At 49.6% G+C, this 21,446-nt stretch carries 18 protein-coding genes; 14 read left to right on the top strand and 4 right to left on the bottom strand.

Going from position 1 to position 21,446, the window contains the following annotated elements:
- Nucleotides 1–7: 7 nt before the first annotated feature.
- A complete protein-coding gene (gene rpoC / locus ACTRC3_RS00260) occupies nucleotides 8–3,688 on the top strand; it encodes a DNA-directed RNA polymerase subunit beta' (protein ID WP_440320689.1) in 3,681 nt (1,226 codons plus the stop codon).
- A gap of 168 nt (nucleotides 3,689–3,856) precedes the next feature.
- Here rpoC and ACTRC3_RS00255 read toward each other — a convergent pair whose 3' ends face one another.
- Nucleotides 3,857–4,087 carry a hypothetical protein gene (locus ACTRC3_RS00255; protein WP_440320687.1) on the bottom strand — a complete coding sequence of 77 codons (231 nt, stop codon included), beginning with the start codon at nucleotides 4,085–4,087 and terminating at the stop codon, nucleotides 3,857–3,859.
- Between the two features lie 112 nt (nucleotides 4,088–4,199).
- Nucleotides 4,200–5,372, bottom strand: a complete 1,173-nt coding sequence (gene fliB, locus ACTRC3_RS00250; protein WP_440320686.1) for a flagellin lysine-N-methylase — start codon at nucleotides 5,370–5,372, stop codon at nucleotides 4,200–4,202.
- 274 nt (nucleotides 5,373–5,646) lie between these two features.
- On the opposite strand from fliB, the gene yjeM reads away from it, so the two are divergent.
- Genes yjeM through ACTRC3_RS00235 form a run of 3 tightly spaced genes read left to right on the top strand, consistent with a single transcriptional unit; the run spans nucleotide 5,647 to nucleotide 9,992 of the window.
- Nucleotides 5,647–7,140 (top strand): glutamate/gamma-aminobutyrate family transporter YjeM, encoded by a 1,494-nt coding sequence (gene yjeM / locus ACTRC3_RS00245; RefSeq protein ID WP_440320684.1) that lies wholly within the window; start codon nucleotides 5,647–5,649, stop codon nucleotides 7,138–7,140.
- Nucleotides 7,141–7,153: 13 nt separating this feature from the next.
- Nucleotides 7,154–8,566 carry a Sapep family Mn(2+)-dependent dipeptidase gene (locus ACTRC3_RS00240; protein WP_440320683.1) on the top strand — a complete coding sequence of 471 codons (1,413 nt, stop codon included), beginning with the start codon at nucleotides 7,154–7,156 and terminating at the stop codon, nucleotides 8,564–8,566.
- 4 nt (nucleotides 8,567–8,570) lie between these two features.
- A complete protein-coding gene (locus ACTRC3_RS00235) occupies nucleotides 8,571–9,992 on the top strand; it encodes a Sapep family Mn(2+)-dependent dipeptidase (protein WP_440320682.1) in 1,422 nt (473 codons plus the stop codon).
- 29 nt (nucleotides 9,993–10,021) lie between these two features.
- On the opposite strand, the gene ACTRC3_RS00230 is transcribed toward ACTRC3_RS00235, so the two are convergent.
- Entirely contained in the window at nucleotides 10,022–10,684 is a 663-nt protein-coding gene (locus ACTRC3_RS00230) for a GntR family transcriptional regulator (RefSeq protein WP_440320680.1), read from the bottom strand.
- A 376-nt stretch (nucleotides 10,685–11,060) separates the two neighbouring features.
- On the opposite strand from ACTRC3_RS00230, the gene ACTRC3_RS00225 reads away from it, so the two are divergent.
- The 6 genes from ACTRC3_RS00225 to ACTRC3_RS00200 all read left to right on the top strand — a co-directional run bounded on the left by ACTRC3_RS00225 (nucleotide 11,061) and on the right by ACTRC3_RS00200 (nucleotide 17,799).
- Nucleotides 11,061–12,386 (top strand): MATE family efflux transporter, encoded by a 1,326-nt coding sequence (locus tag ACTRC3_RS00225; RefSeq protein WP_440320817.1) that lies wholly within the window; start codon nucleotides 11,061–11,063, stop codon nucleotides 12,384–12,386.
- Between the two features lie 84 nt (nucleotides 12,387–12,470).
- The gene (gene iadA, locus ACTRC3_RS00220; RefSeq protein WP_158361828.1) at nucleotides 12,471–13,607 is read left to right on the top strand and encodes a beta-aspartyl-peptidase; all 1,137 of its coding nucleotides are present in this window, start codon (nucleotides 12,471–12,473) and stop codon (nucleotides 13,605–13,607) included.
- Nucleotides 13,608–14,030: 423 nt separating this feature from the next.
- Entirely contained in the window at nucleotides 14,031–14,198 is a 168-nt protein-coding gene (locus ACTRC3_RS00215) for a hypothetical protein (RefSeq protein WP_262670604.1), read from the top strand.
- Nucleotides 14,199–14,605: 407 nt separating this feature from the next.
- Nucleotides 14,606–15,979 (top strand): magnesium transporter, encoded by a 1,374-nt coding sequence (gene mgtE, locus ACTRC3_RS00210; RefSeq protein ID WP_158361826.1) that lies wholly within the window; start codon nucleotides 14,606–14,608, stop codon nucleotides 15,977–15,979.
- 149 nt (nucleotides 15,980–16,128) lie between these two features.
- A complete protein-coding gene (locus ACTRC3_RS00205) occupies nucleotides 16,129–16,788 on the top strand; it encodes a GntR family transcriptional regulator (RefSeq protein ID WP_262670603.1) in 660 nt (219 codons plus the stop codon).
- A 15-nt stretch (nucleotides 16,789–16,803) separates the two neighbouring features.
- Nucleotides 16,804–17,799 carry an asparaginase gene (locus ACTRC3_RS00200; RefSeq protein ID WP_158361825.1) on the top strand — a complete coding sequence of 332 codons (996 nt, stop codon included), beginning with the start codon at nucleotides 16,804–16,806 and terminating at the stop codon, nucleotides 17,797–17,799.
- Nucleotides 17,800–17,894: 95 nt separating this feature from the next.
- On the opposite strand, the gene ACTRC3_RS00195 is transcribed toward ACTRC3_RS00200, so the two are convergent.
- Nucleotides 17,895–18,611, bottom strand: a complete 717-nt coding sequence (locus ACTRC3_RS00195) for a GntR family transcriptional regulator (protein WP_178039726.1) — start codon at nucleotides 18,609–18,611, stop codon at nucleotides 17,895–17,897.
- A gap of 210 nt (nucleotides 18,612–18,821) precedes the next feature.
- On the opposite strand from ACTRC3_RS00195, the gene ACTRC3_RS00190 reads away from it, so the two are divergent.
- From ACTRC3_RS00190 to ACTRC3_RS00175, 4 genes are read left to right on the top strand one after another with little or no spacing between them, the layout of a single operon-like run.
- Nucleotides 18,822–19,262 carry a PTS sugar transporter subunit IIA gene (locus ACTRC3_RS00190; RefSeq protein WP_440320677.1) on the top strand — a complete coding sequence of 147 codons (441 nt, stop codon included), beginning with the start codon at nucleotides 18,822–18,824 and terminating at the stop codon, nucleotides 19,260–19,262.
- Between the two features lie 15 nt (nucleotides 19,263–19,277).
- Nucleotides 19,278–19,766 (top strand): PTS sugar transporter subunit IIB, encoded by a 489-nt coding sequence (locus ACTRC3_RS00185; RefSeq protein WP_158361822.1) that lies wholly within the window; start codon nucleotides 19,278–19,280, stop codon nucleotides 19,764–19,766.
- Between the two features lie 36 nt (nucleotides 19,767–19,802).
- Nucleotides 19,803–20,588, top strand: coding sequence for a PTS mannose/fructose/sorbose/N-acetylgalactosamine transporter subunit IIC (locus tag ACTRC3_RS00180; protein ID WP_440320675.1), 786 nt, complete (start codon nucleotides 19,803–19,805; stop codon nucleotides 20,586–20,588).
- Nucleotides 20,588–21,436 (top strand): PTS system mannose/fructose/sorbose family transporter subunit IID, encoded by an 849-nt coding sequence (locus ACTRC3_RS00175; RefSeq protein WP_440320674.1) that lies wholly within the window; start codon nucleotides 20,588–20,590, stop codon nucleotides 21,434–21,436. The genes ACTRC3_RS00180 and ACTRC3_RS00175 overlap by 1 nt, the downstream gene beginning before the upstream one ends.
- Nucleotides 21,437–21,446: the final 10 nt, after the last annotated feature.

Raw genomic sequence — 21,446 nt, 5'->3', positions numbered from 1 at the left:
GCCATTCATGCCAGAAACAACGAATCAGGCTGTATACCAGCCGATGACATTTGACGCGATTCGTATCGGACTTGCGTCCCCGGAGAAGATCCGGGAGTGGTCCAGAGGCGAGGTTAAAAAGCCTGAAACCATCAATTACAGAACCCTGAAACCGGAAAAAGACGGCTTATTCTGTGAACGAATCTTCGGACCCAGCAAGGACTGGGAGTGCCACTGCGGAAAGTACAAAAAGATTCGCTATAAAGGCGTAGTCTGCGACCGTTGTGGAGTAGAGGTTACAAAGTCTAACGTCCGCCGCGAGCGTATGGGGCACATCGAGCTGGCCGCTCCGGTGTCTCATATCTGGTACTTCAAGGGCATTCCCAGCCGTATGGGACTGATCCTTGACCTGTCTCCGCGTACATTGGAGAAGGTTCTGTACTTTGCGTCCTACATCGTACTGGACGCAGGCGATACCGAGCTGCAGTACAAGCAGGTATTGTCTGAGAAGGAGTACCAGGATATGCGCGAGAAGTATGGCAGCCGCTTCCGCGTAGGTATGGGCGCAGAGTCCGTAAAGGAGCTTCTGCAGGCCATCGATCTGGAAAAGGAGTCTGTGGAACTGAAGGCAGGCCTGAAGGATGCCAGCGGACAGAAGCGTGCCCGTATCATCAAGCGTCTGGAGGTCGTAGAGGCCTTCCGCGAGTCCGGTAATAAGCCGGAGTGGATGATTCTGGATGCGGTTCCGGTTATTCCGCCCGATCTGCGACCCATGGTACAGCTGGATGGTGGACGTTTCGCTACCTCTGACCTGAACGACCTGTACCGCAGAATTATCAACAGAAATAACCGACTGACCCGCCTTCTTGAGTTAGGTGCGCCGGATATTATCGTCCGCAACGAGAAGCGTATGCTGCAGGAGGCTGTAGACGCCTTGATCGATAACGGACGTCGTGGCCGTCCTGTCACCGGCCCGGGCAACAGAGCCCTGAAGTCTCTGTCTGACATGCTGAAAGGTAAGTCCGGACGTTTCCGTCAGAACCTGCTGGGTAAGCGTGTTGACTATTCCGGACGTTCCGTTATCGTCGTAGGTCCGGAGCTGAAGATTTATCAGTGCGGTCTTCCGAAGGAGATGGCCATCGAACTGTTCAAACCCTTCGTTATGAAGGAACTGGTACAGAACGGTACCGCGCATAATATCAAGAGCGCTAAGAAAATGGTAGAGCGTCAGGTACAGCCGGAGGTATGGGATGTACTGGAAGACGTCATCAAAGAGCATCCGGTTATGCTGAACCGTGCTCCTACCCTGCATCGTCTTGGTATCCAGGCCTTCGAGCCGATTCTGGTAGAAGGTAAGGCTATCAAGCTGCATCCGCTGGTTTGTACCGCGTTCAACGCGGACTTCGACGGAGACCAGATGGCAGTGCACCTTCCCCTGTCCGTAGAGGCGCAGGCGGAGTGCCGTTTCCTGCTGCTCTCCCCAAACAACCTGCTGAAGCCGTCTGACGGCGGTCCCGTAGCCGTACCGTCCCAGGATATGGTCCTTGGTATCTATTACCTGACCCAGGAGCGTCCGGGAAGTGAAGGCGAAGGCAAGTTCTTCAAGAACCTGAACGAAGCCATCTTGGCTTATGAGAATAAAGTCATCCGTCTGCAGTCCAGAATCAAGGTCCGCGTAACCAGAACCCTGGCTGACGGAACTGAGATGACCGGTATCGTAGAGTCCACGCTGGGCCGTTTCCTCTTCAACGAGATTCTGCCGCAGGATCTGGGCTTTGTAGATCGTACTGTTCCGGGCAATGAGCTGGTACTGGAGGTTGATTTCCACGTAGGCAAGAAGGGTCTGAAGCAGATTCTGGAGAAGGTTATCAATACCCACGGAGCCACCAGAACCGCAGAGGTACTGGACGATATCAAGGCGATGGGATACAAGTATTCCACCCGTGCGGCTATGACCGTATCCATTTCCGATATGACCGTGCCGCCTGAGAAGCCGGAGCTGATCAAGAAGGCACAGGATACCGTAGATAAGATTACACGTAACTACAAGCGTGGTTTGATTACCGAGGAAGAGCGTTATAAGGAAGTTGTTGAAACCTGGAAGGATACCGACGCTATCCTGACCAAGGCACTGCTGGACGGTCTGGATCGTTACAACAACATCTACATGATGGCTGACTCCGGAGCCCGTGGTTCCGATAAGCAGATCAAACAGCTGGCCGGTATGCGTGGACTGATGGCGGATACCACCGGTCACACCATCGAGCTTCCTATCAAGTCTAACTTCCGTGAGGGTCTGGACGTTCTGGAGTACTTCATGTCAGCGCATGGAGCTCGAAAGGGTATGTCCGATACCGCTCTGCGTACCGCGGACTCCGGTTACCTGACCCGTCGAATGGTAGACGTATCTCAGGATTTGATTGTCCGTGAGGTTGACTGCTGCGAGGGCAAGGGTGAAATCCCGGGCATGGTAGTAAAGGCCTTTATGGACGGCAAGGAAGAGATCGAGAGCCTGCAGGATCGTATTACCGGACGTTTCGCCTGCGAGACTGTATACGACAAGGACGGCAATGTCATCGTCAAGGCAAATCATATGATTACCCCGAGACGTGCAGCCGCTATTATGAAAAATGGCGTGGATAAGGACGGCAACCCCATTGACAGCCTGAAGATCCGTACCATCCTGACCTGTAAATCACACATCGGTGTATGTGCGAAGTGCTACGGCGCGAACATGGCTACCGGTGAGGCCGTACAGGTAGGTGAGGCAGTTGGTATCATCGCTGCTCAGTCTATCGGTGAGCCGGGTACCCAGCTGACCATGAGAACCTTCCACAGCGGCGGTGTCGCAGGTGGAGATATCACACAGGGTCTTCCCCGTGTCGAGGAGCTTTTCGAGGCCAGAAAGCCGAAGGGACTTGCGATCATCACAGAGATCGCCGGAACCGTTACCATTCTGGATACCAAGAAGAAGCGTGAGATTCAGGTGACAGCCGCAGACGGAGAGTCCAAGGTATACCTGATTCCCTACGGCTCCCGTATCAAGGTTCAGGACGGACAGGTACTGGAGGCCGGCGACGAGCTGACCGAAGGTAGCGTGAACCCCCACGATATCCTGAAGATCAAAGGCGTACGTGCCGTACAGGATTACATGATCCGCGAGGTTCAGCGTGTATATCGTCTGCAGGGTGTAGAAATTGCCGACAAGCATATCGAGATGCTGGTACACCAGATGCTGAAGAAGATTCGTATCGAGGACAACGGAGATTCCGATTTCCTGCCGGGTACTCTGGTAGATATTCTGGAGTTCGAGGACGCCAACGAGCGTCTGCTCGCAGAGGGCAAGCAGCCCGCAGAAGGAAAGCAGATTATGCTTGGTATCACCAAGGCATCTCTGGCTACCAACTCCTTCCTGTCCGCTGCATCCTTCCAGGAGACCACCAAGGTTCTGACCGAGGCTGCTATCAAGGGTAAGGTTGACCCGCTGATCGGTCTGAAGGAGAATGTACTGATCGGTAAGCTGATTCCTGCCGGAACCGGTATGAAGCGTTATCAGAATGTAAAACTGGATACCGATATGGACGAAGAGGCTGAGCTGGACTTCGACGAGGACATCGATCTGGATGAAAGTCTGGAGCTGACTGAGGACGGAGCTGAGGATGAGGCTGCTGTAGAGGCAGAGGAGACCGAGGAGCCGGCTGAGTTATAAGAGCCTGTATCAGAGATAAAGGATGCATTAGAAAACTGCTGTTTCACGAAAATGTGGGACAGCAGTTTTTTTAAATGCAATAAAAAACGCACCCGCCCGGTTTCCCACTGGAGCCAGTGGAAAAACGGGGGATGCGAGAATGTTTGGAATTATTTCCCGGGCAGGATGTCAGTCTACATAATGAATCCAGTTGGAATTCTCGGAAATATGATGTATCTGGAAGGACGGATGCTTCAAAAGCAGTACGCCGTTGACGCCGATAACTGCGATGAGCACACCTGCCAGGAAAGCCGGATGCATTACATGAACGCCGAACAGGATGGAAGATACATTTGCTGTGACAATGCCTGCAAAGGTAATCAGATACATAACTTTTTCAATCGTAGATTTTGTTCTCATAATAAACACCTCTCTATAGTTGACAGTATAGGAGGTGTTTGTTAGGTTTCAGGTGTATTTGTGTAAAGAGATTGTAAAGCTTCCGAAAAAAATCAGAGAAGGCTTACAAAGCTTAATGGCCGAGGATCAGGGCGAAATAGCCCCAGTCCCAGAGGGGATCTTCAAAGCTGTTTTCCAGGTATTCGAAAATGTCTTCTTCATTGTAGCCGGTCATACGGTTCAGGATGACAATGTAGTTCCGGACCGTCTCGTAGGAAAGTGGCTGCCTGCCGCCCTGAAGCCAGGCCAGGAACAGGCTGTGGCGGATGACGGCATAGGTCAGGATGATCCATTCCAGATGGAGAAGCAGCGTCGTGAGCGTGAGGTCGCTGCCGGGGAGCAGGAGACCGGAGTAGAGCTCATTTTCCAGGTAATGGAACAATAAAGGTCGCCAGACGGTGAAATCCTGTTGGAATGCGTCCCAGCCACGGAGCAGTTCTTCTTCGTCGCAGCCCTCGGAAAGTTCCTCTGCCAGCTGGATAATCGGTTCCAGATAGCCGGAATACAGGCCTTCCTTCCGGTAATTCACGGCCAGATCCTGTAAAAGCTCGTTGCACTCGTCCAGGGTGTCCAGGGGCGGCAGATCGATATTGGAGATGGCGTCGCGGAGTTGTGCGCGGGAACTATCGGAAAAGTATTCGGTGATATGGGCGTCGTCCAGAGTATCAGTCCGGTTCAGTTCCTGAAGGATATAGGAGAGCTCCAGGAAGGCCTGCTCCGGGGTATCATTTTCCGGCGCCCGGTGGCTTAAGTCCAGCAGACGGATGCTCGCAGAACGCAGACGGAACAGAAGCCGGGCTTGTTCGGAGGTCAGATCCTCCGGTGCAGGAGAGGGGAAGGAAAGCGTCTCCTGCTCCCGCCAGATATCCAACACCGCCGGACAGGCAGCCATCAGGCTCTCCTCTTCATGGGTGCGGAACTTCAGAATCTCCCGGGGAAAATCCTGGCAGGTCCTGGAAAGTACTGTGTCATCATAGGTGCATACAAGTTTACATAACTTATCTGAATTTAAAAACGGACATTTGTGTTCCGGGGTCAGTCCGATGACCCGTTCGCCGTCTTTGTGTATAGTATAAGCATTCAGATTTTTCTTCTGTTCCTCCACATCAGCCGGGGGAGCCAGCTTCTTCCAGCGCCTGGCGGTGTCGTCATCCACAGCGATTTTCCATTCCTGACAGCAGGTAATGGGACAGGCTCCGGCGATGCAGTGAAATAAGGGGTAATAATCAGGCTGAAGACATTTCATAAATTTCAAATCCTCCGGTTATGAAATAGGATAACATGTGCAGACTATCAAGGATATGATAGCATTTTCGGAGAAAGAAGGAAAGTAGCAGCTTGCCGGAAGGAGAATTGTCATTCTTCCCAAAATTAAGATACCTAGATTGTGCAAAATAAATAAAGATTATATAAAGTTGTTTAAAATGTTGCAAAATCTGAAAAAGATGATAAGATAGAATTAACCAAAAGGGGTGAAAATGACAGAAAACACCCGATAGGAAAAACGAAGGAGGAAACTTATGGAACAGAAAGGCAACGAAAAGAATATTACAGTGATAGGAATGGTCGCAATGATATTCACAACAATTTTTGGATTTTCCAACATTCACACGGCATATTTTATGATGGGATATTCGGCAATCCCCTGGTATATTCTGGCGGGGCTAGCATTCTTTATTCCCTATGCACTGATGGTGGCAGAATATGGAATGGCCTTCCGCAATGAAAAGGGCGGAATTTTTGCCTGGATGAGCCGTTCAGTCAGTACAAAATATGGATTTATGGGAATTTTCATGTGGTATACGGCATTTATTATTTATTTTGTGAATGTCAGCACTGCATTTTTCCTGAAGGTATCTGCATTCATCTGGGGAGAGGACCGAACCTCCACATGGAGCATTCTGGGGCTGAGTTCCACCCAGACCGTAGGTATTCTGTCGATTCTTCTGATTCTGTTAATTGCCCTTCTGGCTTCCAGGGGTGTCCGGAATGTCACCTGGATGGCGAAGATAGGCGGCACTGCAGTTCTGGTGCTTCAGCTGTCCGTGATCGTGGGAGCCGTGGTGATTCTGATTGCCAATAAAGGACAGCTGGCACAGCCTGTGAATTTCCAGGCATTTACCAAATCACCGAATGCAGGATATACATCCATGATAGCCATGGTATCCTTTGCGACTATGGCAGTGGGTGCCTATGGTGGAATCGAGGCAACCGGAGGTCTGGTGGATAAGGCAGAATCCAGTTCCGGAATTCCCAAAGCTATTATGGGCGCTGCTGTGGCCATTACAGTCTGTTATGCAATTCTGATCTTCTGCGTAGGAAGCTTTACAAACTGGAGCGAAGCTCTGGGTGGCGATACAGTGAATCTGGCGAATGTGCAGTATGTGATTATGTACAATCTGGGAGCAAAGCTTGCAGAAAGTCTGGGGGCAGCAGGAGCAGCAGCGGCAGCAGGAGCCTGGTTTACCAGATTTTACGGACTGGCAGTAGCATTGGCTACCTTAGGTTCCATCACCGTATTCTTTTATGGGCCGCTGACCCAGTTGATCGAGGGAACACCGAAGGAAATCTGGCCAGCATGGCTGGTGAAAAAGGATGAGAAAACGGATGTACCGGTTCATGCCATGTGGGTACAGAGTGCCATTATCTGTCTGTTTCTGCTTTTGATTTCCTTTGGCGGTACCTCAGTGAATTCCTTCTGGAATCTGATTTTACTGATGACAAATGTGGCAATGACAATCCCCTATATATTTGTGGCAGCTGCATTTCCGTTTTTCCGGAAAAATAAAAGCATAGAAAAACCTGTAAAACTGATTCGCTCGGATGCGGTTGCAACAGCTCTGACGATTCTGGTGGTATGTGTGGTCGGTTTCGCGAATGTGTTCACAATTATCAACCCTGCCATGGACGGGGATGTGACCTCCACCCTGATTCAGATTGCAGGTCCGGTGATTTTCGCACTGATAGGCTATGTACTCTATCGGAAGTATATGAAAAAACAGCAGCAGAAGTAAGAGGACAGAAAGTATGTATAAGACAGAACTGGATGAATATATCGAGACGCACCGGGAGGAAATGCTCCGGGATATTATGGAGCTGATCCGGATCGACAGTGTAAAATCAGAACCGAAACCGGGAATGCCCTTTGGAGAAAAAAATGCACGGGTACTTCAGAAGGCAGAAAAGCTTTTGGCCTCCTATGGTTTTCAGACGAGAAATTATGATAATTACGTGATTACAGCAGATTTGGCAGAAGGAGAGAGAAAGCTGGATCTTCTGGCACATCTGGATGTGGTTCCGGCGGGAAATGACTGGAGCGTGACAGAGCCGTTTTCTCCGGTGATTCAGGATGGAAAATTATACGGCCGGGGTTCTGCGGATGATAAGGGGCCGGCTCTGGCTGCAGTCTATGCCATGCGTGCGGTCAGAGAGCTGAAGCTTCCGCTTTCCGGAAACGTCCGTCTGATTCTGGGTTCAGATGAGGAATCCGGAAGTGACGATATTGCTTACTATTATCAGAAAGAAAAGGCGGCACCGATGACCTTGTCTCCGGATGCTCAGTTTCCGCTGGTGAATATCGAAAAGGGAATTCTGCACGGCCAATTTCAGGGAACCTATGAAGAAACAGAAAAAAAAGGAGCCCGGGTGGAAGAAGTTCAGGCGGGAACCGGCATCAATGTGGTTCCCGGACAGGCACAGGCAGTACTTGGAGGTATTTCGGAAGAAAAACTGGAAATGCTCTGTGCGCAGGCAGAAGAACAGACAGGAATCCGGTTTACTACAGAAAAAGAAGGAAACCGGATCCGCCTTACTGTTCATGGCAATTCCTGTCATGCGTCCCTGCCTGACACAGGTAATAATGCACTGACCGGACTTCTGACGGTGCTGACGGAGCCTGTATTTCAAGAGTGTGGAATGTATTCGAAGCTTCAGGCCCTGCATACCTGTTTCCCACATGGAGATTTCAGCGGTCAGGCTCTGGGAGCGGCGATGTCAGATGAACTTTCCGGAGCTGTGGAAATCAGCCTGACGCAGCTCACCTGTAAAGACGGACAGGTGACGGGAGGTTTTGACAGCCGTACACCGCTCTGCGCCACCAATGAAAATTTCCGTGATGTGATCCGGAGACGGATGGAGGCAGACGGCCTGCATCTGGGTGACAGAGGAATCTATGCGCCCCATCACGTACCGGAAGACACGCCATTTGTACAGAAGCTTCTGGACTGCTGTGAAATGTATGAAGGAAAACGTGAGAAACCTCTGGTGATAGGAGGAGGTTCCTATGTACATGCAATTCCGGGTGGAGTTGCCTTTGGCTGTGCAGACCCCAGGGTAGATAACCATATGCATGGGAAAGACGAGTTCGCAGAGATTGAGCAGCTTGTGAAGAGTGCAAAAATCTATGCACAGGCCATTGTCCGTTTATGTGGGAAGGAGTAAAAGAATGGGAAAAATAGACAAGAAAAAGCTGGAGCAATTTTTAGAAGAACACAGAGAGGAAATGGTGCAGGATATCTGTGATATGATCCGAATTCCCAGTGTGGTAACAGAGCCGGTGGGAGAATTCCCCTATGGGGAACAGGCCGCCGCAGCTGTCGATCAGTTTAGGAAGATTGCACAGCGTCTGGGTTTTGAAACAAAAAATGTGGATTATCGGGCAGTTTATGCATCCAGTGGCGGAAAGAAAAGAGGATTGGATCTTCTGACACACCTGGATGTGGTTCCGGCAGGGGATGAATGGACTGTGACAGACGGGTATACGCCGCTGGTAAAGGATGGAAAGATATATGGCCGTGGCGCAATGGACGACAAAGGACCTCTGATTATGGCGCTGTATGCACTGTATGCTGTCAGATGTCTGGGAATTTCCCTGGATAAAGAGGTAAGAATCGTTGCCGGTTCCAATGAGGAAAACGGAGGACGGGAAGATCTGAAATATTATCTGGAAAAAGAAGGAGAAGCGGAGATTACGTTGTGCCCGGATGGAGATTATCCTGTTATCAATGTGGAAAAGGGAAAACTCAGAGGAAAAACAACAGCGAAATTTTCCGATACAGGTGCATTACCAAAGATTGTTTCGGTATCAGGTGGAAGCAAGAGATATATTATTCCGGGAGAGACCCAGGCAGTTATTCAGGGATTTGAAGCCGGAGAACTGCAAAATTATATCAGAGAAGCAGAAAAAGAAACAGGTATCCGGTTTACTGTCACAGAAGAAAAGGATAAAAAATGTACCCTGCTTGCCACAGGAGAAGAGAGCCATATGGGAGCACCGGAAGCAGGTAATAACGCTTTGACAGGAATGCTTCACCTGCTGTGTATGCTTCCCTTTGCTCCCGGTGAAGGATTTGAGCGGCTGAAAGGACTGAATCGGGTCTTTCCCCATGGGGATTATCTGGGAAAGGCTTCCGGGATCCAGAGAAAAACAGAAGATTCCGGGGAACTGTTTGCAGTATTTAATATTTTTCACTACAGTCCGGAGGAATTTACAGGAAGCTTTGACTGTAAGCTTCCCAGAGGCTGTACAGAAGAAAATACGAAAAATATACTGATTGCCGCATTGGAGAAGCAGGGAATTACAGTGAAGGACAGTGAATTTGCAGAAGCGCTGTATATGCCCATGGACGGAAAGCTGATGCAGACAATCCTGAAGTTCTATACGGAGTATACAGGAAAGGAAAGCTACGGAATTACGATCAACGGAAATACCTATGTGGATATTTTGAAAAATCAGAGGGCTACCTTTGGATGTATGATGCCGGGAACAGATTATCATATTCATTTTGGAGATGAATACGCTCTGGTAGAGGAATTGCTTACCAGCGCAAAAATCTACGCGGAACTGATAGCGGAGTTCTGTTCATAAGAGAAATTTTGAGAGGCATACAGACAGTTTCAGGTGTTCAGAAACTGTCTGTATGCCTTTAATGCCAGTACCACATCATCCTGTGTATGTTTCCGCATCAGATCTGACGCCAGGTTATAGTCATCCTGACGGATGGCATTGAAAATAGCTTGATGTTCCTCCTGTATTTTGGCAATATTTTCAGAAGAACGGTACAGATTACTTAAGAGAGCAAGCTTGGCCTGAATCCGGCTGGCTGCCTCATACAGGTAATGATTATTGGCGTGGTGATAGAACAGCAGATGAAAATCTTCTGAATTTCCCTGCCAGGTTTCGATATCGCCCTGTTCCAGAAGCTGGGCGGAGGTGGTCAGAAGTTCCTCCATTTCTGAGATAAGCGGGGTGGAGGAATAAGAATAGCGGCAAAATTGTACAGAAAGGGAATCAAGCTCCGCAGCCAGCTGATAAAGCTCGCGAATGTCCTGTTCCGTAAAAGAAACAACATTGACACCGCAGTTGGAATAATAGGTAATGATGCCTTCTTCGTTTAATCTTGTCAGGGCATCACGGATGGGAGTGTGGCTGACGCCAAAATGCTCCTTTAATGTCTGAAGAGTAAGCTTGGCCCCACAGGGAATTTTCTGGGTAATAATGTCCCTGCGCAGCTGACGGTAGATTTGTTCTGATAATGTGATTTTGCCGGATTCATTCATGGTATTAGGTTCCCTTCTGGAAATAGGATTGTGGGGGTGCAGAGCACAGAACAATCCGTAAGTATCATAGGTGAGGACGTTTGTCCACAACATCATTTTATAAAATTGTGCGAAAATATGCAACATAAAAAAGAAAAGAAGAGCAAAATCATGTCATTTATCAGTGGGTTTGATGTACTTGGCCCCAATATGATAGGTCCTTCCGGCTTCCACACGGCCAGGGAAAAGATTTAGCGATAAAAGCGCTAAGATTTGTGCACAGGTGTCCTTGCATTTGAGAATAATTCCATGTAACATAGGAGATAAGAGGAGCCTGAAAAGGGCGAAAGATGAACGGGAGAGAACAAAGGTGAAAAAGAGCAAGTATGAAATTGACATGTGCAACGGCACGCTGATGGACAAGCTGATTGTGTTCGCGGTACCGCTGATGATTTCCGGTGTGCTGCAGCTGATGTTCAACGCGGTGGATATCATCGTGGTGGGGCAGTACAGCGGAAGCCAGTCCCTGGCGGCAGTGGGCTCCACGACAGCCCTGATCAATATCTTTACGAATCTGTTTATCGGTATTTCTATGGGCGTCAATGTACTGGCGGCCCGGTTTTACGCAGCAGGCCAGGATCAGGAGATGTCTGAGACCGTTCATACGGCAATTCTGGTGGCGCTGATCAGCGGCGTGATCATGACCTTTGTGGGAGTGGGGATGGCCCGGTGGGCGCTGGAAGTGATGGCGACGCCTGATGATGTGATTGATTTATCTACGCTCTACATGCGGATTTATTTTCTGGGCATGCCATTTTTCATGCTGTATAACTATGGAGCGGCGATTCTGCGTGCGGTGGGTGATACCAGGCGGCCTTTGCTGTTCCTGATTGTGGCAGGTGTCGCCAATGCGGTGTTGAATGTGATTTTGGTGGTAAAATTCCACATGGCTGTGGAGGGCGTAGCTATTGCGACGGTAGTGTCCCAGCTTATTTCCTGCATTCTGGTGCTGCGCTGCCTCTATCGGTCGGAGAGCAGTTATCAGCTGAGGTTTTCGAAGCTGCGGATGAACGTGTCTTATCTGGTGCAGATTTTCCAGGTGGGTATCCCGGCGGGCATCCAGAGCGTGGTCATCAATTTTTCTAATGCTATGCTCCAGTCCTCGGTAAACTCCTTCGGATCCACAGCCATGGCGGGCTACACAGCGGCCAACAACCTGCTAGGCTTCCTCTACGCGTCGGTGAATTCCGTCACTCAGGCCTGTATGAGTTTCACCAGCCAGAATTATGGCGTGGGGAAATTCAAACGGATGGATCGGGTGTTGATTGACTGCGCGCTTATCTCAGTGGTGTTCGCGGGAACACTGGGAACGATTTTTTATGTATTCGGACCGGAGATTTTACAGATTTATACAAAGGATCCGGAAGTTATCAAAGCGGGAATGGAAATTATTTCCATTACAACGATTCCCTATTTTCTGTGCGGCATCATGGATCTGTTCCCGGGCGCCATGCGCGGCATGGGACGGTCGGGCGTGCCGATGATTTTGTCGATTATCGGAACGGTGGGAACCAGAATCGTCTGGATCTACGGGATCTTTCCGCTACATCGGTCCTTGTTCGTACTATTTATTTCCTATCCGGGATCCTGGCTGATTACGATTGCCATGCAGGTGATCTGCTTCTTTATCGTGCGAAAACAGGAGCGGGAGCGTTATATGTAAGATGGAAGATAGACAAGACGGATTTTATCGTATATACTGGATAGAAGTTACAGGGAAAATAAAAGGGAAAAAGAGAAAACGATCATGTTATTGGTGAAAAATGCAGAGGTCTATGCTCCGGAATATCTCGGGAAAAAGGATGTGTTGATCTGTGGCAGAAGGATTGAACAGATTCAGGATACGATCGGAGCACTCCCGGTGGAGTGCCGGGTGTTGGATGCGGCAGGCAAGCTTCTTACGCCGGGACTTATCGATCAGCATGTCCACATTACAGGAGGCGGAGGAGAAGGAAGCTTCCATACGCGGACGCCGGAGCTTCAGCTTTCAGAGCTGGTGAAGAACGGTATCACAACGGTGGTAGGACTTCTGGGTACCGATGGAATCACAAGGAGTGTGGATAATCTCTATGCGAAAACAAGAGCTCTCTGTGAAGAGGGCGTGAGCGCCTATATGCTGACAGGCGCTTACGGATATCCGAGTCCGACGATTACGGGAGAAATCGAACGGGATATCGTATTTGTGAAAGAGGTGCTCGGTGTAAAACTGGCGATTTCTGATCACAGGGCGCCGAATGTGACAGAAGATGAACTGATTCAGATTGCAAGTAAGGCCAGGGTGGCCGGTATGCTCAGTGGCAAGCCGGGCATGGTGACGCTGCATATGGGTGACGACAAGGCGGGATTGAAGCCGGTATTCCGGGCACTTAGGGAAAGCTCCGTTCCGGTTCGGATCTTCCGCCCTACTCATGTAAACCGCAATGACGCACTGTTGGAGGAAGGCTATCAGCTGCTGGAGGAAGGCGGTTATGTGGATCTGACCTGCTGTATGCATACGACTCCGGGTGACTGTATTCTGGAGGCAAAGAAGCGCGGACTTCCCACAGAGCATATCACCATCAGCTCTGACGGGCACGGAAGCTGGTCCAACTATGCGGAGGATGGTACACTTCTGGAGATTGGTGTATCCGGCGTGGACGCGATTCGAAAAGAGATTTTGTATATGGTGAAGACGCTTGGAATGCCATTGGAGGAGGCGCTTCCCTATGCTACCAGCCAGGTGGCGGAAGGACTGGATCTGCTGCCGGAGAAGGGCGTAATTCGACCGGGCGCGGATGCGGATTTTCTGCTTTGGGAACCGGATTTGACGCTGGATACCTTTGTGGCAGGCGGCGAGATCTTTATGAAAGACGGAAAAGTTGTAAAAAAAGGAACCTATGAATAGATAAAGGAACGCAGAAAGAGCGGGGCGATAGCCCCGCTCTTTCTTTATTATGGAATAGGAAATTCCGATAGAATTCCCTATTCCATAAAAGCAAGCAGAGCTTGCAAAGATGCGCACTCGGCGCAGTGGTAGATGGTTGCTGAAGCAACCGCGCCTCGGCGCGAGAATGTGCCAATGGCACATTCTTTTTTATATAGGACACATTCTATTGATACTCCTCCACCTTTACAAAAGGAGGAACAGGCCAGTAAACCTTGGGGGGAATCTGATGGGCAGCCAGATGCTTCATCAGGGATTCACGATTCTCCACCAGGAAAGGGAAGAACATGGGGCAGACATCATCAGGCAATTCCGGAGGTAGCGGTAATTGGTACGCCGTTTTTCAATGGCCTCCCGGAAGGGATAAAGAGAGCCGTCGCAGCGGTGGTGGCAGGCCTTATTACTCTGCTGCTCTTCACCCTGAATCCGTCTGTGAAGGCACTGGCTATGGGCTTCCAGGGCGCGCTGGGAACGGACTTTATGGTACCGTCCTATCTGGCAGTTTCCTATATCCGGGATTTCCTGGAAGAAATGAAACACATGGAGCTGTAAAAGCGAAAAAAGAGAAGGTTTTTAAGGAAGGGGGTTGTATACCCCCTTCTTTGATGTTATACTCACAAAGGAAACAAAATGAATTCTAATTTTCAGGAGGTGAATTTCATGGACAGTTGCGATAGTACGGGACGAAGTAGAAAGTACGGTGCGAACAGGACAGGCAAAAACGTGCAGCTGTGCGTGAAGATTCCCTTAGGAATCATAAAATAGCTGCATGCTTTTGCGTGTCATGGCTGGCTTTATATTGACATTTGATTCACACCGTATTCAGTAAGGTCCGGACTTCACAGCGTGTAACCGTTAAGTCTGCTTTGGAAAATCTGAAGCGGTGTTTTTTTGCGGTCATTTTTCGAAAGCTTCCGGTGGAAGGTTCTGGAAAAATGCGGCTCAAATGGAGGTAGGCTATGACAAAGTACGTAGAGGAACTGATTGCGATTATCCGGGGAAACCTGTCCCGGGAGGAGCTGATTGACCGGCTCTTCGATTACCATGATAACGATATTGCGGAGGCTCTGGAGCTTCTGACGCCTGAGGAGAGAAAGCGCCTGTACTCGGCCCTGGGCGCAGAGCGGGTGGCGGAGATTTTCGCCTATCTGGACGACGGCGATATTTATCTGAAGGAGCTGTCCTTAAAACAGCAGGCCAAGGTCATTTCCGAGATGGATTCCGACGATGCGGTAGACATTCTGGAGGAAGTGGACGACGACACAAAGTGTAAAATTCTGGGGATGCTGGACAAAGAGGCCAGCGAAGATGTCAGGCTTCTGCTGTCCTACGACGAGGATGAGATCGGTAGTTATATGACCACCAATTTTATCCTGATTCACAACGATCTGACCGTCCGGGAGGCCATGCGGGAGCTGGTGCGTCAGGCCGGAGAAAATGATAACATTTCCACGATCTATGTGGTGGATCGGCAGGAGCAGTACTACGGAGCCATCGAGCTGCAGGATCTGATCATCGCAAGAGAGCATGTGGAGCTGGAGGATCTGATCAGCCGTTCCTATCCGTTCGTCATGGACCATGAGAAAATCAGTGACTGCATTGAGAAAATCAAGGACTACGCCGAGGATTCTATTCCCGTATTGTTGGAGGATCGGAGCATCGGCGGTATCATCACAGCCCAGGATATTGTAGAGGTGGTAGATGACGAGATGGGTGACGATTATGCGAAGCTGGCTGGTCTGACTGCCGAGGAGGACTTAAACGAGACCACAGGCGAGAGCATCCGTAAAAGACTGCCCTGGCTGGTGATTCTGCTGTTCCTCGGCATGGTGGTGTCCGCTGTGGTGGGCGTCTTTGAGTCCGTCGTGGCGGTGCTGCCCATCGTCATGTGCTTCCAGTCCCTGATTCTGGATATGGCCGGCAATGTGGGAACCCAGTCCCTGGCGGTAACCATCCGGGTGCTGATGGATGAGAACCTGACCACCGGACAGAAGGTGAAGCTTATGTTCAAGGAGATGAAGATCGGCTTCTTCAACGGCGCGATTCTGGCGGTGATGGCCCTGGTATTCCTGGGCGCGTACATCCACCTGTTCAAGGGTTTCACCCTGGGCTATTCCCTGATGATTTCCGCCTGTGTGGGCGTGTCCCTGGTGGGCGCCATGGTGGTATCCAGCCTGGTGGGAACCCTGACCCCGATTTTCTTCAAAAAGGTGGGCGTGGACCCGGCAGTGGCGTCCGGTCCCCTGATCACAACCATCAACGACCTGGTGGCTATCGTGGTATATTACGGCCTGGTGGCTGTGGTGCTGATTGATATCGTTCATCTGGTGTAAAAGAGAGAAAGAAAAGATCTTGTCGTATGGATACGATAAGGTCTTTTTTGCTTGACAGAGGAAATCCCCGGGTGTACGATACAGATATCAGTGATATATCACTGATATTCCAAAAACAACAGGCAGACTTAAGATACAGGAGGCTCATTATGGCGAAACGGCAGTCTATGACAGAAAAAGTCCTCGAAGCCCTGCGGGAGGATATCATCAACTGGGTTTATGAGGAAAATGATATGATTACCGAGGCGGAGATTTCGGAAAAGTTCGGTGTCAGCAAGACGCCGTCCCGGGAGGCGCTGAATTACCTCTGTATGGAGGGATTCCTGGACAAGATTCCCAACAAGGGCTATCTGGTCAGAGGGCTTTCGGTGGCGGAGCTGCAGAGCCTGTTTCAGTTCCGGGGAATCCTGGAAAAGGCCTCCGCAGAGCTGGCGATCCAGTACGCGGGGAAAGAGGAGTTGGCTCATCTGGAGGCGGAGGTACATAAGCAGATAGCGGCCATGAAGGAGGGCACCTACCGGCAGTACAGCGACATGAATATGCAGTTTCATATGTCGGTCGTCTATCTGTCCCGGAATCCCTATCTGATTTCTACCCTGGAGGGAACCCTGAACAAGCTGCGCCGGGTGCTGGTGCGGGACTGGAAAAGCGCGGATGCGGTGGGGGCGATGGAAGCGCATCTGGAGCTGGTGGAGGCCCTGAAGGAACGGGATGTGGAAAAAGCGAGAGCCTTTGTGGATAAAGAACTGAGCGGTGTGGAATACCGACTGTATTTTCATGACCGGGCGGCAGCACCCTGGCAGGGGTAAGGAGGAACAAAGAGAATGAAAAAGGTATTATTGCTGGCGACAGGCGGAACCATTGCCTGTACCCATTCAGAGGAGGGGCTGACCCCGGGAATGTCCGGAGACGGAATTCTGGAACTTCTGCCGGAGCTGCGGGAAGGCTTCGCGATCGAAAGCCGGGATATCCTGAATCTGGACAGCTCCAATATTCAGCCGGAGGAATGGCAGTTTATGGCAGAGCAGGTGGCGGAGGCGCTGCCGGATTATGACGGTATCATCATCACCCATGGCACAGATACCATGGCGTATACGGCTTCCGCACTCAGCTATATGCTGCAGAACCTGACGAAGCCGGTGGTGCTGACCGGAGCGCAGATTCCCATCGGCCAGATGTTTACCGATGCCAAGCGGAACCTGCAGACGGCCTTCGCGGCGGTGGACGCAGGTCTGAGCGGGGTAATGGTGGCCTTTGACGATAAGATTATGGGCGGCTGCCGCGCGGTAAAGGTGCGAACCATGGGCTTTGACGCCTTTGAAAGCATTTCCGCGCCCTATATCGGGAAAATCTATGCGGACGGCGTACACCTGGAGCACAGCCGGACGGGAGAAGAGGCGGCGGCTCCCTTTGAGCTGAAAAATAAGCTCTGTACGGACGTATTTCTGATGAAGCTGATTCCGGGAACCAAGCCGGAGATTTTTGACAGCCTGCTGGAGCTGGGGTACCGGGGCGTTGTCATCGAGGCCTTTGGCGCGGGTGGCACCCATTTTGAGCGGCGGAACCTCCTTCCCAAGCTGAAGAAGCTGACGGATCATGGGGTCAGCATTGCGGTGTGCAGCCAGTGTCTCTATGAGAAGAGCGATCTGTCCCTCTATGAGGTGGGACGCAAGCTTCTGGACTGTGGGGTCATTCCGGGCCGTGATATGACCACGGAAGCCATTGTGACGAAAATGATGTGGGCGCTGGGACAGACAGAGGATCCGGAAGAGGTAAAGGAAATCTTTGCGCGGAATTATGCAGGGGAAATTTCAGAATAGCTGATTTATAAAAATGAAAATAGAAGGAACTGCGAAGCTGCATGAGAAATACAGGTTCACAGTTCCTTCTATTTTTATAAAAAAATCATTGGTTCCTAACGTGGGGCAAATTTGTAGGTAAAGCGGTTGCCCGCATAGTAGGTCTCTGTATATTCGAACAGTTCCCCTGTCTCGATAATACTCCGGTGGGAAGATTTTAACAGGGCACAGGAGTCCACCTGAAGCAGCTCCTTCTGCCGGTTGGTAGGAAGCAGGGCTGCAAAGCTGTAATCCAGTGCCTGGGGATGTACATGGTAGGTTTCATCCAGATATTCATAGAGGGATCCTTCCAAAGCAGAGACATCAACAGCAGGAAGATATTTGCAGGGAATATAAGTGTGACTTAAAGCAATCCGGATCCCGTCGCTGGTACGAATTCGATGGATATAGTGCAGAAAATCATTTTCATGCAGCTCCAGCTGCTGAGCTACAGACGGAAATTCAGAAGCACGGACTACACGATATTCTACCAGAATGGCACCGGGCTTGGTGTGAATGGAAGCCATATCACGGGAAAAGCTTCCGGGCGAGGCAGCTCCGATGTATTTGGTAACCTGCTGGTCCAGAACGAAGGTTCCTTTTCCGGAGACACGGCGCACAAATCCTTTAGTAACCAGGGTAGTCAGTGCTTTATTGACGGTCATACGGCTGACTACGTATTCTTCACACAGCTGTGCCTCTGTCATAATCTGATCACCAGGGCGAAGTTTTCCTTCCTGAATTTGAGTGATGATATCCTGTGCGATGGCAAGATACCGCGGTGAATTTTTCAATCGTAATCTCCTTGTTTCTATATTTACACATATTTGTATATACTTATGATAGCTGGGGAAATGAAAAAAGTCAAGGGAGATAGAAAAAAGGCAGATATAAATAATGGAAATGGAATAAAAATTATTAAAAGTATATAAAAATAGGATTGACAAGAGGGTAAAAGTATAGTAGCATATAGTAAAATGTATATACAGTTATAGGAGGTGCTTATGAAGAACATTGTTTTACTGACACACGGGGAATTTTCCAAGGGAATTGCGCAGTCCTGCAGATTTATTCTCGGTGAAGTTCAGAATTTGAAAGCGCTGAGCATTACCATGGATGAAAACATTGCACAGACGAAGCAAAAACTGAATGATGCGATCGCTTCCTTTGAGAATGATTGGCCGACAATTCTGATTACAGATCTGCCGGGCGGCAGTACCACACAGGCAGCCATTGGAATTATGGCGGAGCATCCGGAGATTTATCTGGTAAGCGGCCTGAATCTGGGATTGCTGGTGTCACTGGTTATGCTGGAACTTACGGATGACAGAGAAGAAAATCTGAGGCAGATTCGTACAGCTTTGGCGGAAGCCAGAGATACGATTATACTGATCAATGACCAGCAGGCAGAACCCGTATCCATCAGTGATGACGGGGAACTGTAAGATTGGAGGAAAACGATGATTAAAGTATTGCGTGTAGACGATAGACTTCTTCATGGACAGGTAGCCGTGGCATGGACAAACTATTACAAGATTGACACGATTGTAGTGGCAAACGATAAGCTGATTACAGATGCGACCATGCAGATGGCTTTTAAACTGGCCACACCGCCGGAGGTAACACTTTCCATGAAATCTCTGGATGGAGCAGTAGCAGTGATCAACAACCCAAAGCATGCAGCACGTACGATTATGGTAATCTGCAAAGATATGAAGGATGCGGAATATCTGTACGATCGGACAAACGGAGCGATCAAGGATGTATTGTTGGGCGGACTCCGAAGCGGAGAAGGAAAGAAAAAAATTGATATGAATTCTTACATGGATGCAGATGATATCGCTGTGATGGACAGCATGGAGAAAAAAGGGGCTGAGCTTGTGATGCAGGCAGATCCTACATCGAAGCGCCTGACCACAGCAGATATCAGAAAAAGTTTTGCAAGGTAACAGAAACAGAGAGATTCAAAAGAAGGAGTGTAGGTTATGGGTATAATTCATGCAGTACTGCTTGGTATTCTGGGCGGTATCGGTATTTGGGACAGCCGTGTATTCGGAATGTGTATGTTGGATCGGCCATTGGTTCTTGGACCACTGGTAGGTCTGATTTTGGGAGATTTACAGACAGGTATTATTATTGGAGCTTCTCTGGAGCTGGTTATGATGGGTGTAGTTGGAATTGGTTCCGCCACACCGCCTGACACCGTATCCGGAAGTATTCTTGCTACCGTATTTGCCATCAGTGCCAAGCTGGATGTCAGTGCAGCAGTAGCCCTGGCACTGCCCATTGCAACCTTAGGACAGCTGGTAGGTATTCTTTGTAGAACTGCCAATGGCTACTTCGTACATCAGGCAGATAAGGCAGCAGAAAATGGTGATTATAAAGGAATTGACCGCGCTCTCTGGGGCGGCGCCATTCTGTTCTTTGTTGCTTATTTCCTGCTGGTATTCTGCGGTGCACTGCTTGGGTCTACCGTTATCAGTGCATTTGTTGATAAAATTCCGCAGAGTGTAATCAATGGATTTTCTGTAGCCAGCGGTATGCTTCCGGCACTTGGAATTGCCATTCTGATGCAGCTTCTGTTTAACAAGAAGAATGTAGCTTTCTTCTTCATGGGCTGGGCAATTACAGCACTTCTCGGTGTGAATACCGTAGGAGCAGCCGTCATCGGCACGACAATTGCCTATGTGATTTTCCAGTATGCAGGAAATAAGAAAACAGAAGAAGCAGCTGCTCCTGCAGTATCTGATGATTTGGGAGGTGAACTGTAATGGCAGAGAACGTGAATCAGACAACAGCAACCGAAGAAACTGTTATGACAAAGGAGGTATTCAAGAAAACCTTCTGGCGGTCATTTCCGCTGCAGGCATGCTTCTGCTATGAAAGAATGCAGAATGTAGGCTTTGCTTATCAGATGGTTCCGGCTCTGAAGAAACTGTATCCGGATAAGAAAGAGGCTTCCGAAGCATTGAAGAGGCATCTGGCTATCTTCAATACCACACCGGCTATTGTATCCTTTATCACAGGTGCAGCAATTGCTATGGAGGAAAAATTCAAGAAGGCCAAGGACGCAGGGGAAGAATGTGATGAGGAATCTATCAATGCAGTAAAAGCAGCACTGATGGGGCCTCTGGCAGGTATTGGTGATTCCTTTTTCTGGGGAACCTTCCGTATTATCGGTGCAGGTATCGGTGCCAGCCTGGCAGCACAGGGAAGCATTTTAGGTGCCATTCTGTTCCTCCTTATCTACAATATCCCGCATTTCCTGGTGCGTTATCAGGGACTGCGTATTGGTTATAAGAGTGGTGTAAATTTCCTGGCGGGCCTGTCTCAGGGAGGCGTAATTGCAGCGTTAACCGAGGCCGCAAAGATTCTGGGTCTGGTGGTAGTTGGTTCTATGGCAGCGTCCATGGTATCACTTTCCACACCGCTGGTATTTACAATTTCCGGTGCGGAAATTGTAGTGCAGGATATCTTTGATGCGATTATTACAGGATTCCTGCCGTTGTGTCTGACACTCGGGACTTACAAATTATTACAGAAAGGAATTAAGACAACCACAATTCTCTGGGGTATGATTATCGTAGGAATTATTGGTTCTGTTATTGGTATTTTCTAATGGAAAAGAC

Source organism: Laedolimicola sp., assembly GCF_051972735.1.
GTDB classification, from domain to species: domain Bacteria; phylum Bacillota; class Clostridia; order Lachnospirales; family Lachnospiraceae; genus Laedolimicola; species Laedolimicola intestinihominis.
The sequence above is the reverse complement of the archived record's forward strand: the minus strand, read 5'-3'. Positions and strand labels throughout refer to the sequence as shown.